This is a genomic window from Ureaplasma zalophigenitalium, assembly GCF_025780055.1.
Lineage (GTDB): Bacteria > Bacillota_I > Bacilli_A > Mycoplasmatales > Mycoplasmoidaceae > Ureaplasma > Ureaplasma zalophigenitalium.
Map to the genome: position 1 here is coordinate 179,876 of NZ_JAOXHJ010000001.1, position 18,266 is coordinate 198,141.

The 18,266-nt window shown below is 31.4% G+C and carries 15 protein-coding genes, 5 tRNA genes and 1 other annotated feature; all 20 genes read left to right on the forward strand.

Going from position 1 to position 18,266, the window contains the following annotated elements:
• Window positions 1-3: 3 nt before the first annotated feature.
• The 20 genes from OF365_RS00975 to OF365_RS01070 all read left to right on the forward strand — a co-directional run bounded on the left by OF365_RS00975 (window position 4) and on the right by OF365_RS01070 (window position 17,773).
• Entirely contained in the window at window positions 4-819 is an 816-nt protein-coding gene (locus OF365_RS00975; RefSeq protein ID WP_263817745.1) for a hypothetical protein, read from the forward strand.
• Window positions 820-888: 69 nt separating this feature from the next.
• Window positions 889-1,467, forward strand: coding sequence for a hypothetical protein (locus OF365_RS00980; RefSeq protein ID WP_263817746.1), 579 nt, complete (start codon window positions 889-891; stop codon window positions 1,465-1,467).
• An 83-nt stretch (window positions 1,468-1,550) separates the two neighbouring features.
• Window positions 1,551-1,634 (forward strand) — tRNA-Tyr (locus OF365_RS00985).
• Window position 1,635: 1 nt separating this feature from the next.
• A tRNA-Gln gene (locus OF365_RS00990) sits at window positions 1,636-1,710 on the forward strand.
• 36 nt (window positions 1,711-1,746) lie between these two features.
• Window positions 1,747-1,821 (forward strand) — tRNA-Lys (locus tag OF365_RS00995).
• Window positions 1,822-1,864: 43 nt separating this feature from the next.
• A tRNA-Leu gene (locus OF365_RS01000) sits at window positions 1,865-1,950 on the forward strand.
• A 4-nt stretch (window positions 1,951-1,954) separates the two neighbouring features.
• A tRNA-Gly gene (locus OF365_RS01005) sits at window positions 1,955-2,028 on the forward strand.
• A 68-nt stretch (window positions 2,029-2,096) separates the two neighbouring features.
• Window positions 2,097-2,906, forward strand: a complete 810-nt coding sequence (locus OF365_RS01010; protein ID WP_263817747.1) for a tRNA1(Val) (adenine(37)-N6)-methyltransferase — start codon at window positions 2,097-2,099, stop codon at window positions 2,904-2,906.
• Between the two features lie 60 nt (window positions 2,907-2,966).
• Window positions 2,967-3,043: a sequence feature (ribosomal protein L21 leader region), on the forward strand.
• Between the two features lie 16 nt (window positions 3,044-3,059).
• Complete coding sequence (gene rplU, locus OF365_RS01015) at window positions 3,060-3,359, forward strand: 50S ribosomal protein L21 (RefSeq protein ID WP_263817748.1); 300 nt, start codon at window positions 3,060-3,062, stop codon at window positions 3,357-3,359.
• 8 nt (window positions 3,360-3,367) lie between these two features.
• Window positions 3,368-3,676, forward strand: coding sequence for a ribosomal-processing cysteine protease Prp (locus tag OF365_RS01020; protein WP_263817749.1), 309 nt, complete (start codon window positions 3,368-3,370; stop codon window positions 3,674-3,676).
• Window position 3,677: 1 nt separating this feature from the next.
• Entirely contained in the window at window positions 3,678-3,977 is a 300-nt protein-coding gene (gene rpmA / locus OF365_RS01025) for a 50S ribosomal protein L27 (RefSeq protein ID WP_263817750.1), read from the forward strand.
• Between the two features lie 116 nt (window positions 3,978-4,093).
• Entirely contained in the window at window positions 4,094-4,909 is an 816-nt protein-coding gene (locus OF365_RS01030; RefSeq protein WP_263817751.1) for a Cof-type HAD-IIB family hydrolase, read from the forward strand.
• Window positions 4,910-5,009: 100 nt separating this feature from the next.
• Window positions 5,010-6,368, forward strand: coding sequence for an NAD(P)/FAD-dependent oxidoreductase (locus tag OF365_RS01035; RefSeq protein ID WP_263817752.1), 1,359 nt, complete (start codon window positions 5,010-5,012; stop codon window positions 6,366-6,368).
• Between the two features lie 60 nt (window positions 6,369-6,428).
• The gene (locus tag OF365_RS01040) at window positions 6,429-7,010 is read left to right on the forward strand and encodes a xanthine phosphoribosyltransferase (RefSeq protein WP_263817753.1); all 582 of its coding nucleotides are present in this window, start codon (window positions 6,429-6,431) and stop codon (window positions 7,008-7,010) included.
• A gap of 1 nt (window position 7,011) precedes the next feature.
• The gene (guaA, locus tag OF365_RS01045; RefSeq protein WP_263817754.1) at window positions 7,012-8,538 is read left to right on the forward strand and encodes a glutamine-hydrolyzing GMP synthase; all 1,527 of its coding nucleotides are present in this window, start codon (window positions 7,012-7,014) and stop codon (window positions 8,536-8,538) included.
• A 672-nt stretch (window positions 8,539-9,210) separates the two neighbouring features.
• Window positions 9,211-10,539 carry a PhnD/SsuA/transferrin family substrate-binding protein gene (locus OF365_RS01050; RefSeq protein WP_263817755.1) on the forward strand — a complete coding sequence of 443 codons (1,329 nt, stop codon included), beginning with the start codon at window positions 9,211-9,213 and terminating at the stop codon, window positions 10,537-10,539.
• A gap of 5 nt (window positions 10,540-10,544) precedes the next feature.
• Window positions 10,545-11,435 carry a phosphonate ABC transporter ATP-binding protein gene (gene phnC / locus OF365_RS01055; protein WP_263817756.1) on the forward strand — a complete coding sequence of 297 codons (891 nt, stop codon included), beginning with the start codon at window positions 10,545-10,547 and terminating at the stop codon, window positions 11,433-11,435.
• Complete coding sequence (locus OF365_RS01060; RefSeq protein WP_263817757.1) at window positions 11,407-13,587, forward strand: PhnE/PtxC family ABC transporter permease; 2,181 nt, start codon at window positions 11,407-11,409, stop codon at window positions 13,585-13,587. The genes phnC and OF365_RS01060 overlap by 29 nt, the downstream gene beginning before the upstream one ends.
• Window positions 13,577-14,515, forward strand: a complete 939-nt coding sequence (locus OF365_RS01065; protein ID WP_263817758.1) for a DHH family phosphoesterase — start codon at window positions 13,577-13,579, stop codon at window positions 14,513-14,515. Before OF365_RS01060 ends, OF365_RS01065 begins: the two co-directional genes overlap by 11 nt.
• A gap of 687 nt (window positions 14,516-15,202) precedes the next feature.
• Window positions 15,203-17,773 (forward strand): leucine-rich repeat domain-containing protein, encoded by a 2,571-nt coding sequence (locus tag OF365_RS01070; RefSeq protein WP_263817759.1) that lies wholly within the window; start codon window positions 15,203-15,205, stop codon window positions 17,771-17,773.
• The last annotated feature ends 493 nt before the right edge of the window (window positions 17,774-18,266 follow it).

Genomic DNA, 18,266 nt, shown 5'->3' on the forward strand with positions numbered 1-18,266 from the left:
TACATGAAGCAAATAATTAATGATTTATTTATTAAATTAAATAATGAATTGGATAGTCAAAGAAAAGATCATCAGAAAATAATTCACATTTTCTATGATTCTTTTTTTGTATCACGGAACAGTTTATATTTAAGAGTGAAGGAGAAATATGCTAATCAACTTGGAATCCCTTTAAGATTTTATGATTTAGCTCTTTTTCGACAAAAAAATGATTTGTACGTTTTAATGGAAAAAATTCACAAAGAAAACGGCTTTATTTTTTATGAACTACCTATTCGACAAGAAATTAAAACAAACCTAGCATTGTGAAGTTACTTAACATTATCTAATGATATTGACGGTTTACATACTTACCAATATTTAAATAACAATCGAGATGCAATTATTTATTATCCAGCAACAGTTTTAGCTGTTTGTGCGTTGTTTAATAAGATTGAACCAAAGTTAAAAAAACGACCTATTTTATGCGTTCTTGGAAGAGGCGAACACTTAGGAAGATATCTGCACACTTTACTAAAAGATGATTTTGCTGAAACTTATTTAATTGGACGAGACAATTTAGAAACGAAAACGATATTAAAAAAAGCTGATTGCGTAATTGCTTGTATCAATCAAGCGCATGCATACGACATAACCGACTTAAAAGATCATAGCTTTTTAATTGATGTAACCTTGGAAGAAAATGAACATCAAATTCAAGGGGCATTTAAATATAATCTTGATTATCAACAAAAACACGCTATCAAAGTTAGCCCATCACCAGGTGGAGTTGGAAAGCTGACCACCCTATGCTTATTTTTAAATTACTATAAAAAGTAATAAAAAAATAAACCATTTTAGTAAATCCTTTAGTAACAAAATCAACTATCCTTATTGTGGTGATTCAAAATGTTACAAGGGATTTTATTTTTAATAAATCAAAATGACCAATTAGTTGTCACTTGGTTTTATCGTCGCTTTTATAAAATGTTCTTTATGTATATTGGTAATTGATCTCAAAACAACGCCATTAAAAATTCTATAAAATTAGAAGAATATGCCTCTTTTGTTTATCAAGCAATTAAAAAAGGGGCAAAAAGTCTGTTTGAACAAAAAACAAATTGAGCAATGACGCTTGGTTTTATGAAAAAATGCTTGTATTATTCCTTTATAGATGAACAGCGAAGGAATCAAAATAGTAAAAACAAGATATTATCTAATTGTATTCCGCAAGATGTATCATATGATTTAATGAATCTAAATGATTCGCAAAACGATTTTGAACAAATGTTTTGGAAAAATTTTTATGAAAAATCATTTGAAAAACATTTACAATTAAATCATCCAGATTTATATACTTTCTTTTTGTTGATTAAAAAACATTATAATGTCGAGGAATTAGCTAAGTCTTTCCAAAAAACAAAGAAACAGATTTATAATTTAATACAAAAGTTAAAAAAACTTTACGCTTCTTTTATTTATCTTTAATAAAGAACATTTATCTTTTAAAAAAATAAAAATATATTGCTTTTTTTAGTCTTATTGTATATAATTATATAGTGCTTTTAAATGGACAGATAGCGAAGTGGCCAAACGCATCCGGCTGTAACCCGGCTCCGAGAGGTTCGTAGGTTCGAATCCTACTCTGTCCACCATTGGCCTGTAGCCAAGCGGTAAGGCAGAAGATTTTGATTCTTCCACGCGCAGGTTCGATCCCTGCCAGGCCAGCCATTAAATATCACCTATATAGATTTCTATATAGTTATTGCCTCATTAGCTCAGTGGTAGAGCATTTCACTTTTAATGAAGGGGTCGTAGGTTCGAACCCTACATGGGGCACCATTATTACCAACCATATATTGTTTTATATGATATATGGCATTTTGCTGGAGTGGCGGAATGGTAGACGCATTGGACTTAAAATCCAATGACTTCACGGTCGTGAGGGTTCAAGTCCCTCTTCCAGCACCATTTTGCGGGTGTAGTTCAATGGTAGAACTATAGCCTTCCAAGCTATTAGTGTGGGTTCGATTCCCATCACCCGCTCCATTGGAGCTTTATGACCGCGCTTTGCGGTCATTTTTTTATACTACAAACATTTTAAAAGGGATTTTTTGATGAAAAAAGCATGAGTGAAGAATCAATTAGGTTATGACACAGGGTTATATCTTTACCAAGATAAAGATCAATTTAATTTTTCTATTGACACATTGTTATTGGCTAATTGAGCTAGTTTAAAAGCTAAAACAAAAAAAGTTTGTGAAATTGGGTTAAACAATGCCGCGTTGTCTATTTTATTAGCGGCGCGTAAGGACGATTTATTGATTGATGGCATTGAAATTAATGAACAGGCCATTGACCTAGCTATACATAACATTAGTCATAATGAAATGGCTAACCGTATTCGTGTAATTCACGCTGATTTTAATGATTATATCACGCAAAATCACTTAGATGAAAAAGATCGTTATGACTTAGTAGTTTGCAATCCCCCTTATCATTTATCGTCAGGATTAAAAAATAAAAACATATCCAAAGCTAATGAAAATGCTTTGTATGAGCAGTCATTAACTTTTGAACAAATTATGGCTGGAACACAAAAAATACTAAAACAAAAAGGTGTTTTAAGCATGATTGTTTCTAGTGTTCGCTTAGTAGATATTATTTGTTTGATGCGCCAGTATAGGTTTGAACCTAAACGTTTGAAAATGGTCTATCCTCGACCATACAAACCTAGTTGTTTAGTTTTAATTGAAGCGATATATAACACAACACCAGGTTTGGTTATAGAAAAAAGTCTTTTGTTGCATAATGAAAAGCCAAATGATCACTCTTACACTGCAGACGCTTTATTTTACCACCGGATAAATGCTTATGAATTACCTAAGAAAGTTAAAAAGTCACCAAATAAATCGTCTATAAGTTAATTAAATTTGTTTTAAAATAAGGAATATAGTATAATATTTATGCTGTGTATTCTTGTAAATATGCAGCTTCAACCACACAGAAAAGGTCTACAAATTTTACAAGTTAAAATACCTTTATGGTGAGTCTAAGTTGATAAAAAAAGGAGAACTTATATGTTTGCTATAATTCAAACTGGTGCAAAACAATATAAAGTTCAACAAGGCGATATTATCTATGTTGAAAAACTAGACGCAGAAGTGAATGCAAGTATTAAACTTGACCAAGTTGTAATGTTAGAAAACCAAATCGGAAACCCATATGTGCAAAACGCTTATGTAACAGCAACTGTTTTAAAACACGGGAAACAAAAGAAAATTAACATTATCAAACACCAATCTAAAAAACACCACATGAAACGTCAAGGACACCGTCAACCATATACTCAATTAAAAATCGAAGCAATTAATAAATAATTATCACTATGATTTCTATTAAAAAATACTTAAACGCTTTAATTATACAAGGGCATGCGTTTGCTGGAAAACACGGGCAAGACATTGTTTGTGCCGGAGTTAGCGCAATTAGTTTAAGTGCTTTAAATTGATTTAATGAGAAAGCTATTAATGTAATCATACGTGATGGCTATTATCATTTAACTATTGTGCAGAAAAACAAAACAAATCTAATGTATTTAAATTTAATTTATATCCAATTAGCTGGCATAGCACAAAGTTATCATCAATATATAGAAATTCAAGAATTTACATACGAATTAACAAAGGAAGAGTAAAATGAAAAAATTATTATGAAACGTTAATCTACAACTTTTTGCATCTAAAAAAGGGGTAGGTTCTTCGAAAAATGGTCGTGACTCAAATCCCAAATATCTTGGTGCAAAATTAGGTGATGGTCAATTCACTAAAGCTGGTCAAATTATTTATCGTCAACGAGGAAACCGAATTCATCCTGGTTTAAATGTTGGACAAGGAAAAGATCATACACTTTTTGCAAAAGTGGATGGCACAGTTAAATATACAAAATTCATGGGATCTAAAACAAAAGTTTCTGTTTTAGTTTCTGAAAATAAATAATTAATAATAAACTCAACGCTTGTCGTTGGGTTTTTATTTTCTGTACGTATAAACATCTTGAAATATTTATTTATTTCATTATATGTTATAAAATAATGTTATTAGGGGGATTATAGATGAAAAAAGTTTTTGCTTTTGATTTAGATGGTACGTTGTTCATGCATGCAAACAACATGCATGATGAAACGCCAGAGGCATTAAAGAAAATTCGCCAAGCTGGGCATGATGTAATTATTTCAACAGGTCGATCGCTGGGCAATATTTTAGAAGCAATTAAAGGTTATGAACATTTGTTCACATACATTGTCGCTTCGAATGGTGCAGTGATTTATCATGTAGCTTCACAGAATTTAAAAATAGTGGGCAAAATTAATATTGATGCTTGGGAGTTTTTAATGGAAAGTGCTTTAAAAAATCATCTTTTAGCACGCATTGATACTCTTGAATGTTCAATGAGTTATTTAAAAGATGACCCGTTACCAGTTTGAACTGTTGAACAAGATATGGATTTTAGTAAGCATGAATTTATTGATTTACAAGCATTTCAACAATATGCAAAAGACAAGAAACATGAGATGATTCAAGTGGCTATCCGGGGTGGCAAGGAAATCATTCATCAAGAATATTTAAAAACATTAGAACGCTTTGGTGATGTTTATCAAATTACACACACAAGCGATTTTTATGTGGATATTAATGCAAAAAACATTAATAAATGAACAGGGATTTTAGAGGTTGTAAAACAATTGAAACTAGATCCATCACAAACAATAGTTTTTGGGGATTCTGGAAACGATATTCAAATGCTAAGTAATGCGGGTGTGGGGATTGCTATGGGGAATGCTACACATGAAGCTAAAAAAGTCGCTGATATTGTTATCGGCGAATGTACTACTAATGCAATTGCACAAACCCTATTAAAATTAATTTAGATAAATGCTGTAATTGGCATTTTTTTTATTTTCTAAAGAAATTTTAATTAATCGGGTGCTTGCACCCAATACAAAAAAGAAAAAGTAGAGGATACAAATTATGAAATATGATGTTTTAATTATTGGCGCTGGACCTGGAGGGATTTATTCAGCATATGAATTAATGAAATTAAGACCTGATTTGAAAGTTGGCATTTTTGAAAAAGGCCCTGATCTAGAAAAACGGATTAATGGAAATTATTCCATTATGAATGGTTTTGGTGGCGCTGGAGCTTTTAGTGATGGTAAATTTAATATAACAAACGAATTTGGTGGCACACTATATGAACACATTGGTAAAGATAAAGCGATTGAATTAATGGAATACGTTGATCAAATCAATTGTGAAAATGGTGGTGAGAATGCTAAAATGTTCTCTAATATTGATAGTCACTTAAAGACTATTTGCTTAAAAAACGACCTTTATTTACTCAGTGCCAAAGTGCGTCATTTAGGGACTGATATTAACCAAATAGTGTTAAAGAACCTTTATGCATTTTTACAACATAAAGTTGACTTTTATTTTGAAAAAGCTATTGTTGATGTAGAATACAAAAAAGATGGCAGCTTTAATTTAATTAACGAGGATGATGAAGTCTTTAGTGGATTAAAATGTATTATTAGTACAGGTCGAAGCGGATCAAAATGAATGGAGGAAATTTCCAAGAAATTAGCTATTCAAACAAAAAGTAATCGGGTTGATATTGGGGTGCGTGTAGAATTGCCTTACGAAATTTTCAAGCATTTAACAGATATTTTATACGAATCTAAATTAGTTCATCAAACAAAGACATATAATGATTGAGTTCGGACTTTTTGTATGAATCCGCGTGGTTTCGTGGTTCAAGAAGATACTAATGGATTACTAACAGCAAATGGGCACAGTTATGAGGGTGAAGACATGTTGTCAAATAACACTAACTTCGCTTTATTAGTATCACAAGAATTTACTGAACCTTTCAAGAATAGTAATGAATATGGTGAAAGCATCGCGCGTTTAGGGAATATGTTAGGTGGGGGAGTAATTGTACAACGTTTTGGAGATTTAATCAACGGTCGTCGTTCAACACAATCACGAATTGATAAGAGTTTTTTAACACCAACACTAAAAGCAACGGCAGGAGATTTATCGTTGGTGTTGCCAAAACGTTTATTAGACGACATTGTAGATATGATTTTTGCTTTAGACAAAATTGCACCAGGAACTGCAAATGACGATACTTTATTATATGGTGTTGAAGTTAAGTTCTATAACATGGAAGTGGATGTTAATAATCATTTAGAAACATCCTTACCAGGTTTATTTAGTATTGGTGATGCTTCAGGAGTGACACACTCTTTAAGTCACGCTTCAGCCTCTGGGGTATATGTTGCTCGACATTTAGCTGATCAATTACCGCTAAGAAAAAAAATAATCTAACAATTTTTGTACTTTGTTCATATAATAAAAAGATATGTTTGAGAAATAAGGGATAAAAATATGAAACTATTAGAACAACGAATTAAAAAAGATGGTGTTATTTTAAGCTCCAGTATTTTAAAAGTGGATACATTTATTAATCATGCCGTTGATCCTATTTTAATGGATCAATTAGCTGAAGCTTTTTATCAACGTTTTAAAGATCGGAATATTACCAAAGTAGTAACTATTGAATCTTCAGGTATTGCGATTGCTGTATTAGTGGCTTTAAAACTACATTTACCACTAATTATTATAAAAAAAACGGTCAGTGTTACAACGGATGAAAACGTTTATAGTGCTAATGTCTATTCATTTACAAAACGTATTGAATACAAAGTAACAATCGCTAAAAAACTTTTAAGCCCGAATGATAATTGCTTGTTTATTGACGATTTTTTAGCAAATGGACAAGCTTGTTTGGGTGCTGTGGAATTAGTTGAACAAGCACAAGCTAAAATGGAAAATTTTGGTATTTTAATTGAAAAAACATTCCAATCAGGGCGTCAGTTATTGGATGAACAAAATTACCATATTTACTCATTAGCCCGTATTACTTCATTAGATCCACAAGCTGGAGTGCAATTTATTGAGGAGGAATAATATGCATAAAATATTAGTTATTGATTTTGGTAGTCAATACAATCAATTATTAGTTCGCCGTATTCGAGAGCTCGGAGTTTATAGTGAATTAATTGATCGCGATGATGTGCAAAAATATTTTCATGACAAAAATGTCCTGGGCTTCATTTTATCTGGTGGTCCACACTCGGTGTATGAAAAAGATGCAATGACCATTGACCCTGAAATATTTAAATTAAAAAAACCAGTTTTAGGTGTTTGTTATGGGATGCAACTAATGATGCATTTATTAGGTGGGCAGGTTGCTCAGGCTGAATGCGCTGAATACGGCCACACTGAAATCAGTGTAAAAGAATCATCACACATTGCAGGTAATTTAGAAAAAACCCAAAAAGTCTGAATGTCCCATGCGGACCGGGTAATCTCGTTGGCGCCTAATTTTCAAACCTATGCTACATCATTGGATTGCCCTCACGTAATTGTAGAAAATCAGCAGGCTCACTTATACGGGATTCAGTACCACTGTGAAGTCAACAACACACCAAATGGACATGATATGCTAGCTAACTTTGTTTATAATATTTGTCAAGCAAAAAAAGAGTGAACAATGAATGATTTTATAGACCAACAAATTACAGCTATTAAGGAAGAGGTCCAAGATAATCAAGTTATTTGTGCCTTAAGTGGTGGGGTTGATTCAATGGTTACAGCTTCTTTAATTAAGCAAGCTGTTGGTGATCAATTAACTTGTGTGTTTGTAGATCATGGTTTATTAAGAAAAAACGAAAAAGAAAACGTTTTAGAAATTTTCTCTAAACAATTCGGTAAAGGTCTTGTTTATGTGGATGCGAGTAAGGATTTTTTAGAGGCACTAAAAGGTGTTAGTGAACCAGAACAAAAACGTAAAATCATTGGCGCCATGTTTATTGAAATCTTTAAACGTGAAGCTCAAAAAATTAAGAATGTCAAGTTTCTTGCGCAAGGCACTTTATATACAGATATTATTGAATCAGGTACGAAAAACGCTGTAACAATTAAATCACACCACAACGTCGGTGGGTTACCTAAAGATTTAGGTTTCTCTTTAATTGAACCATTAAAAACCCTGTTCAAAGATGAAGTACGAGTATTAGGAAAAATTTTAGGGTTAAATGATGCTTTTATTAATCGTAAACCATTTCCAGGACCTGGATTAGCCATTCGTGTTATCGGAGATATTACAGAAGAAAAATTATTTTTAGTTCGCGAAAGTGATGCCATTTTCCGTGAAGAATTAGAAAAAGCTGGACTAGACCAAGATATCTGACAATTCTTTACTGTTTTATTAAATAATAAATCTGTGGGGGTTATGGGCGACCAACGAACATACGCTTATACTTTAGCATTACGTGCAGTTAATTCAATCGATGGTATGACTGCCGACTTCGCTCATATTCCGTTTGAGGTTTTAGCCAAAACAGCAACACGGATTGTCAATGAAATCAAAGGCATTAACCGGGTAGTTTATGATATTACAAGTAAACCTCCTGGAACTATTGAATGAGAATAAAAGAACAGTCGCTTTCAAAAAAATGAAAGTGATGAATAAAAGGATAACCACTTGGTTATCCGTTTTTTTTTTTTTTTTTTATTATTAAAAAACATCAGAATTTTTAACAGTTACAGAATATCCACAAGATAATTAAAATTAGGTGTTATATCTCTTCGAAGTATGAAAACTTCGGAAAATAATTAAAAGATAAAGGGAAACCAAACAATCGCTTTTGTGTTTTTGCTTGTCTTTAGGATTGATTATTGTTTTATTGAACAAGTTTTTGGATTTTTGTTAATCGCATTTTAAAGTTTTAATTGTTTAGTTTTCATTAATCATTTTTTGAACTCTAAAATAGTTGCAAGTGTATAAAAAATGGGGTAACCAAACAACATATCCTTTAAGTTTTCTATAGTTTGAATCATTTAATATTTCTAACAACGAGCTCAGGAAATGCCAAAATGATATTTTTATAAAAAATTAAAAACACAAAAATATTTATATATACAAATTTTTATTCTATTCTGTTAAAAATATATGTTTTTACTTTGTAATATCTTAATTAATAAAAGAGAATAAAACATTGTTTTTTTGTTTTTATTGTTTATATACCGTTATTTTGTTTAAAATATAATAGAGCATGCAAACGCTCGTTTTTAGATAAGTGAATTTTATAAAAAAGGATTGAAAATGAAAAAAATTAAACTTAACAAAAAACTATTATTCTCATCGCTGGGAATTTTAGGGACAATTACTGCTGTAACCGCAATTGCTACAAGTTGTGGAAACGATAAAGATGAAGAAAAGGTGGCAATAGCGCAAACTGTTGATTCAGGAAGTTATGCAACTCAAATGAAAGCACTAGCTAGTGGCGAAATTTCAGTAGCTGCAGGTTGAGGTGATGCCGCTGCTATTTATGCCAAAGATTTCAGAGATGACATTATGGTTGTCGGTGCGACTACACCCATTTCAAATGATGGTATTCAAGTTCGTGGAGATTTAAAAAAGGGTGATATCAAAGCTTTACAAACATTATTCATCAATACAATTAAGACAGCTAACGAAAATTTAAAAGCAAAAAAAGATGAACTAACTATGGTCATCAAGGGTAAGAAAAAAACTGTTTTTGCTGTATATAATCACGATGGATATTCTGCAATTACAGATGAAAGTGCGGAAATTCCAATTAATCCAAATGGTCAAATGAAGAAATTATATTCAAGCACACCAGCCGAAGGTAGTGACTATTTAACTGTATCAGAAAACGGTACAGTAACTAAAGTTGAAGGTTCTAAGAACTTAAAAATTCAATTTATTCCATCAGGAGATGCAACACATGTTACAGAAGCTGTTGGTAAAATTGGAGATTACTTTAAAAATGTATTGCACTTAGATAACATTGAAATTAGTGTAGCTACAGATTATGATACTGCAGCAAGTGGTCTTGAACAAAAAATACTTGACGTTGCTTTCTTACCTGTTGATACATGAGCTACTAAGGCTTCTAGCGCTAACTTTATTGTACAAGCAGGTCGTAGTGTTCAAATTGTAGATCCGTATGTTTCTACAAAAAACGTATCAACTCCTGCAATCAATGACGAGAAAGTTTTAGTTGACGCAATGAACAACTATCGAACTTTCAATAAAGTGGATAACAAACCAAATCTTTACGTGCAAGGTACTAATCCAGCAACAACAACTGAAGGATATCCTAAGTCATTAAAAGATGCTGTGGATAAAATTGCAACTGAAGTAAATAATGATAAAACAAAATTACCAGTTGTAGGTTTCTACCGTTCTTATATCTATGTTAAAAAAGATAGTGCTTTTGCTAAAAAAGTTTTAGCAGCCATTAAAGCACAAGGTACAAATTGAAAATTAGATTGAAAAGATGTTGCAGGAGATGTAATTTTTGGATATACTTCAAAAACTTCATCAGCTTCATATACTTTTGCTGAAAAATGATTCCAAACCCACTTTAATGGATTCACAACTTTTGAGGAACAAAAAAACAACTAAAATTTATGAGTACTAACAAAGCAAATAATCATCAAGAAGCTGATTGAACGATTAGTTGACAAAATGTTAGCAAAACTTATCCCAATGGGACAAAAGGGTTAATTGACATCAATTTAGAAATTAAACAAGGCGAATTTGTTGCAATTATTGGTCTTTCCGGTGCCGGAAAGACCACTCTTTTAAAAACAGTTAACAAAATCAATACAATTAGCGATGGCGTTTTAAAAGTTGGGCCATATGAAGTAAATAAATTAAACGGAAAAAAACTGCGGGAATTTAGAACAAAAGTGGGTATTGTTTTCCAAGGTTATAATTTAATTGAAAATATTTCTGTTATTAATAATATTTTGGCAGCACGAGCGCCACAAATGAACCGATTTAAAGCTTTCTTTGGCTGATATTCAAAGAAGGATCTGGATTTAGCATACCGTTCATTAGCGAAAGTAAATATTTTGGAAAATGCATATGATTTAGCTAAAGATTTATCTGGTGGGCAAATGCAGCGGGTAGCGTTAGCACGTACTTTAGCGCAAAATCCTAAAATTATTTTAGCTGATGAACCGGTAGGGGCATTAGATCCAATTATGGCAAAAAGTGTAATGGATGGATTTCTATTTGTTAATAAATCTGAAAACATTACAGTTTTAGCTAACTTACACCACGTTGATTTAGCGTTGCAATACGCTGATCGAATTATTGGTGTAAAAAAAGGTCGTATTGTTTATGATGGGCCTTCTACAAATGTTAATTTAAACATTTTAAAACAAATTTATGGGGAACAATTAGAACAATTCGATGAAGAACAATTCATTGAAACTAAACGTAAGCGCTTAGTCATTCAAAAGGATATTCAAGAAAAGATTGCTAATGAACAACAAACAACAAACGCTAACTAAAAATTCTTATCATAGAGCGAAAATAGTTTTTTTCCTTCAAAAGATTAAAAATTATTTTCAGCCTAAATTCATTGATATTAATGGCCAAAAAGTAACCAAAAGTTTCCCGTGGTTTAGTGTCATTTCTATCCTTGCCAGTCTACTAATTGTGGCTGTTATTATCTGAGCTGTAAAACCAAATTTTAGTGGGCACGATATTTTTTGGAAAAATATTAGTGGGTTCTTCGATTTTAAAACAACAGAGGTTGCCGGATATAAATACACACCAACAGCTACATTTATCCATGCTTTAAAATACTTATGAAAAACAATTAGTTTCTCTATTTTAGGGACATTATTAGGTATTTTAATTTCAGTACCTGTGGCTTTGTTAAGTTCAAAGAACTTCATCAAAACACCATTAGTATATATGCCAATGCGTATTTTAATGTCAATTATGCGAGCTATCCCCCCAATTGTTTTTGCATTTGGTTTTAAAAATTTAGTATCTAAAGAATTAGCTGCAACATTTGCCTTAGCTTTATTTGTTACAGCAGTTATGGCTAAATGATTATACGAAGATTTAGATACATATGATGTTTCAGCATACCATGGTATGCAAGCTATTGGAAACACAAAATTAGTTGCATTCAAAAATTCAATCCTTCCTTATCTAAACAAACGAATCTTTGCATATGGCTTTTATTCATTTGAAATGGTAGTACGTTTCGCAGCTATTTTATCTATTGTTGGGATTCCAACAATTGGTGAATCCATCTCCAATTATCAAGAACCCGATAAATTCGGTGGTTTAAATATCGTTTTATGGACCTTAATTACTTTTATGGTCATTTTAGAAGTATTAAATTTCCTTGTCCGTAAATACTTTTTAGAAGCAATTCCAAAACGTCCGGTCGTAGATGAACACCTTCCCTATGATCAGTATTTAAAAGCATTGAAAAAACAACGCCCAAAAATTTATTTATGAAAAATTGCTCTAGCAGTTATTATTATCACTTTATCAATTGCTGCGTTATTTCAGATTAAATGACAAGCAGCAAACAAAATTCAAGTTTTTTACTTTGTGAAAGGTATGCAAGCGTTCTTTAGTCCTGAATGAAGTTTATTCAGTGTGTGAGACCACCAAAACGTCTTTCGTCTAGGTTTTGATGCTCTAGCTGTTGCGATTTTGGCTACGTTAATTGGAACATTATTAGCTATTCCAATCGCTTTATTAGCTTCTTTTAATATCACAAAATGAACATCATTAATTTTTAAATTAGTGATTATTATTTTAAGAGCTATTCCAGCTTTTACCTTCGCCTTCCTTTTCTTAGCTTTATCGAAAGATTCTATTGTCTTCGCAGGGGTTTTAGCACTAGGGATTCACTCAATTGGGATGATGGGAAAACTAACAACCCAAGCTATTGAAAAAATTCCGCAACGTTTTTTTGAATCTCTTGATTCAATCGGAGCAAACACATGATTGAAATTTAAATACACTTTAAAAGAAATCATGCCAACTATTATTTCGAACTTCTTATACCGAATCGAAATTAATTTCAAGTCAACAACAGTGATTGGGACAGTTGGAGCTTCAAAATTTGGTTTACAAATTAATATTTTTTCCGGTGATCCAGAAAACTGAAACCGCCTATCGTCTTATTTAATTTTTACAGTAGTTTTATTAATGATTTTAGAATATCTTTCTTCATTATTAAGAAAAAAAATTATGACAGGTTATTTCTTTGAACAGGGTGTTTGGTTTAAACGTTTGTTACGTTATTACAAAACAATTAAAGCTTTAGCTATCGCCCGAACATTTAATATTAGTTTTGCTAACCATTACAAACCAATCAACTATAATCTAGCCTATCGTGATTACATGTTCTTGACTATTTATCGATTAGGGATTGAGCATCCACATATTGATGAAGTTTCATATGGACAGTGTGTTCGTTTAGATCAGTTATGTAAACAAGCATATAGACATCAGTTAAAGAGTATACGCAATGAGATTAATGATATTAAACTCAAAACAAAGAACAAAGTTTTAAGAAATATGCAAAAGGCACACTTATTAAAAAATCAACAAAAACAAGTGAAAAAAGCCCAATTTTATGCTATTAACCATTATTTAAATGAAAAGGCAGTTGATTATCATGTTTCTTAAAAACAACACAAGTTTAATTGAAAATTTAAAAATTTTTTGAGACTATATTAAAAGAGCCAAAAAAATTGTTCTTTGTACTCACGTTGAACCAGACGGTGATACATTAGGCTCAGCGATTGCTTTACAAGAATTAATTCGTTTAAATTGTCAAGGGAAAGAAGTTTTAATTAGTGGATATGATTACCCACGTAATTTACATTTTTTAATTGATGAACCAATTAGTTTGGTTAGTGATGACTTTTTTAATGATGCTTTAAAAATTGTTGTTGATACTTCAACACAACGTCGGATCCAAGATAAACGTGTGCAAACCGAACACGCTTTAAAATTTGATCATCACCAAAATGAGGGTGAATGATTATTTGCTATTGGTGGTGATCATTGACCAGCCACAGGTGAGCCTTTAGCTATCTTAGCTGCAGCATTGGGGTTGCAGGTTAATCAAAAATGTTTAGAAGCTCTTGCAACAGCTATTTTAACAGATACAGAATTTATGCGCGAACGTAACATTAGCGATCAAACATTTGCCGTGATGGCCTGACTTATTCAAAAAGGCCTTGATTATCTCGGATTATTAAAAAAACTGCAATTAACAACAAGTGAAAAAAACCTGATTTTTAATTATTTAAACCAAAAACAAATACAGGATGACATTGATTTTTTAATCGTCAACGAAGTTGTGCCTAATGATATTGTGCGTCCTTTAACTGCACAATTCGCTCAATTAGCAGGATCTGAAGTTTGCTTCATGTTGTTAAAAAAACCAGATGGTAACTACCGCGGCGAAATACGGTCAAAAACAACTTTTGATGTCTCTAGAGTAGCAAAAATATTTGGTGGTGGCGGGCATTTTAATTCCGCTGGTTTTATTGTTGCAAGTCCAGAATATGCAAAACAAATAATTAAGGAAATTAAACTATTAGCTTAGTTTAATTAGTTTAGAAAAAAGTATCGACCTTATTGATCGATACTTTTTTATTTTTTTTCTATCTACTAAAAAGAAAAAGGACATAAAAAAATAAATATTAAGACAGAGACGAATCAACTCCACCAAGTAAATATTTATAACTTTTATTCATGCATAGACAAAAGGTTAATTAGGCCTTTTGATAACTCTAGGTTTTACCCAAGGAACTTGGCTTTGATTTTTGCACAACAGATTTTCGTTCCTACTTCTCGACCGAAAACTTATACACACCTCACAGTGTTTCAACTGTCAATATCTAGTTGGCAACGTTTGCTAACAGCACCACACTTATTAGAAACCTAAATACGTTTTTCGAGAATCATTTAAAGTTATAAATATTTATTTCCACACCATAATTTTTGCTAATACGATAGCTCGACAGAACTCTAGTTAAAACTACCATTCTGAATCATGATTACCTTATGAGCAAGCACCCATTGTTCGGTCATTAATATTTATTTGGTAATATATTATACACTAAAAAATAATTTGCTCAAAAAATTTTTATAAAACAATGATATAAGTTCATAAATACTTATTTTAATTATAAGAAAAAAACCAAACTAATTTATTTTTCAAAAAATGGAACATTTTATAGATAGTATATACTTAGATAATGAGATGTGTATGTGCAAAAAGGAGTTAAACATGCAAAAGAAGAAAATATGATGAGCTATGGCAACCACAGCTTTAGCTATCTTTGTTGGATTAGCCACTTTTTCTTGTAAAAATCCAAATAAGGAAACAAACAAAAAAGAAATGAAGGAATTTCCAGAAACAAAAGAACAACCACAGCCTATCGAGGATTTAAAATTTAATGGGTTAGTTATTGACAAAAGTAATCTACAACATTTTATTGAAGATGGTTTTATTGAAGTAGTAAAAAGTGGCTCAATTAGCAATTACGCCCTTAAGAAACCGATAAAAAATGTTTCATCAATCAAGTGAACACTTCCAAATATTTTAATCATATATCCTAAAACAAATATTGTTAGTTTATATATGCCAAATGTAATACACATAATTGATTCCGCTCATATAAGTGAGGGTTTATGTGAAACTTTAAAATCAATTCACATGCCTAATTTAAAAGTTATGTTAGATAAAATGAATTACCCCAATTTAGAAAATGTGGTAATGCCAAATGTTGAATATATAGGGTCATATAGTTTTCTTGGAACACCTTATTTAACTAATTTAATTAATTCCAATCCGCAGAAATTAGCAATTGTCAATGGTATTTTATTTAATGGATCGCAAGCTACAGGAAATTTAGAAATTCCTGAAAGCGTAAAAACCATTATTGAAAGTGCTTTTTCACTTCCTAGATATGGTGAAAACCCTTCCGCTGTCTACCCTTGCTTGAAAGAATTAAAAAACGTTACTATTCCTCATAATTGTAATTTAGAACCAAATATTTTTAGCGGATGTGAAGGTTTAGTCAGTGTAAAAATGCCCAATATTATTAGAATTTCACGTAGTGCATTTTGACGTTGTAAATCTTTAACAAAAGTAGATGCTCCAAAGGTGGTTTTAATTGAACCAGGTGCTTTTGCCGAATGTAGTTCGTTGACAAACATCAACTTACCAAATCTAGAAATCTTACTAGGTGGAGTTTTTGATTCATGTATGAATTTAACCGATATAAATATTCCAAATGCTTCAATAGTAGGAGTAAGCACTTTTAGTGGTTGTAATAGTATTGTGAATATCAATCTACCAAATGCTACCGAGATTCATCATATGGCGTTTAATAATTGTGTGGCACTTGAGAGTGTAAAAATACCAAAAGTACAAAAGATAGATAATTTAGCTTTTGGTAGTTGCGAAAAATTAACTAATATATTGGCTCCCGATGCCAAGAATATTGCTGCGGGCGCTTTTGAAAAATCGTTATTTGAGAAACAACTAATGAATTTAAACAATGAAAAATTAATCATTTTTAATGGCGTTTTATTGAACGGTAAACAAGCATCAGGTGTCATTAATATCCCCCAAGATGTATTATCAATTGCTGATGGAGCTTTTGATGGATGCACAAACATAACAAAAATAAACGCGCCAAGTGTAACTATGATTGGTGCTGAAGCGTTTAGCGGATGCACAAATATTGTGGATGTATCTTTACCAAATGTTCATTCAATTGGTTCAAACGCTTTTTCAGATTGTTCATCCTTGATTAATTTAGAAATACCAAAGGTTACAACGATATCTCAACAAGCTTTTAGAAATTGTACTAAATTAAATAATTTAGAAATGAATAAAGTTAATAAAATAGGTGCTGATGCTTTCGTTAACACTCCATTTATAAAAAATTTAATTATGAATAACAAACAGCACTTAGCTATCGTTCATAACATTTTGATAGATGGGAAACAAACGTCAGGTGCTATTAACATCCCAGAAAATGTAACATCAATTGCAGATAGCGCTTTCGCTGGTGTCGATAATATCACTAATTTAAATGCTCCAAAAGTTCTTTCGATTGGTTATAATGCTTTTGAACATTGTAATAGTTTAATTAACGTAAATGCTCCCAATCTTTTGAGTATTGATTCTCAAGCATTTACAGGATGTAAAAATTTATCTCATATAAATGCTCCAAACGTTCTTTCAATTGGTTTAGGAGCTTTTTCATCTAGCGGCTTAACTGACGTTAATTTTCCCAACGTTACAAGTATTGAATCACAGGCGTTTTCAAATTGTGAGAAATTATGATCAGTTAATATCCCCCAAGCGAATTCACTTGGTGAAGGTGTCTTTTTGGGAACAAAATTTTTAGATAATCTAATAAGCTCTAGCTCAACAAAATTAGTTATTGTTAATAATGTTTTAATCGATGGGACTCATGCTGTTGGAGAAATTACAATCCCTGAAAATGTAACTGCAATCGCACCTAGAGCTTTTGAGCGTGCTAAAAACATAACTGGTGTAAATGCGCCTGAGGTAGTTTTTATAGGTGATTATGCGTTTGCTACAAATATTGGCATTAAAAAAATTAATATACCAAAAGCTTCGATAATTGGAGTTCGTGCGTTTGCATATACTCTTAATTTAAGTAAACTAAATATACCTAATGTGTCTAGTATAGGATATAATGCTTTTGAGTTCACTCCGTCTTTATCATTCGAGAACATCAACATGCCTGATGCGATTAATCGGATAGAATTTGAAAAAATAAAAGCCCATTTAGATTGGTCTGCACAAGACAACATGTAAGAGTATTAAAACATACATAAATATTCGTTTATAAAAACAAGAGGAAGTAATTCCTCTTGTTTTTATTAAACAAAATAAGGGGATTAGTGAGTTTTAATAATTCAAAAACTCAAAAATAATTTATCAATATAATTAAATAGAACTATCATGATTATTGATTCAAAAAAACATTGCTGGCTTTTATCAAAAAAACACAACCATTTTTGTTTTGTTTTTAAAAAACAGTAATCAATTAAGTTTTAAAAAAATGGAAAAACACAAAAGGTTAATAGTATCTAGTAAAATAAATAATATGTAATTCAATCACAAAGGAATATTATGAATAATAAAATCAATAAAGAAGAACTTGCAAGACAGCTGTGAAATTCTGCTGTTAATATGCGTGGTTCACTAGAACAAAATGATCATAAAAACTTTTTGTTAGCTATGCTTTTTTACAAATTCTTATCCCAAAAACAAGTTGAGTATTTCAATAAAGAAATTTGTTGAATAA